1 protein-coding gene is annotated in these 238 nt (G+C 47.9%); it reads right to left on the minus strand.

Annotated features, from left to right (window positions below):
- Nucleotides 1–238: toprim domain-containing protein (locus MRS74_RS23675; protein WP_254582733.1), on the minus strand; the 238-nt coding region annotated here is incomplete at both ends.

Below are 238 nucleotides of genomic sequence, written 5' to 3' on the forward strand. Positions count from 1 at the left end.
TTGCCACTTCTTGTGAAGAAAGCATCTTATCGAAGCGCGCTTTTTCTACATTAAGGATTTTACCTTTAAGTGGAAGAATCGCTTGGTTCTTACGGTTACGACCCTGCTTAGCACTACCGCCCGCAGAGTCACCCTCCACTATGTATAGTTCAGAAAGCGCTGGGTCTTTCTCTTGGCAGTCAGCCAGTTTGCCTGGTAGACCGGCTAAATCTAGTGCACCTTTACGACGCGTCATCTC

The organism is Marinobacterium sedimentorum (assembly GCF_024267675.1).
Classification (GTDB): domain Bacteria; phylum Pseudomonadota; class Gammaproteobacteria; order Pseudomonadales; family Balneatricaceae; genus Marinobacterium_A; species Marinobacterium_A sedimentorum.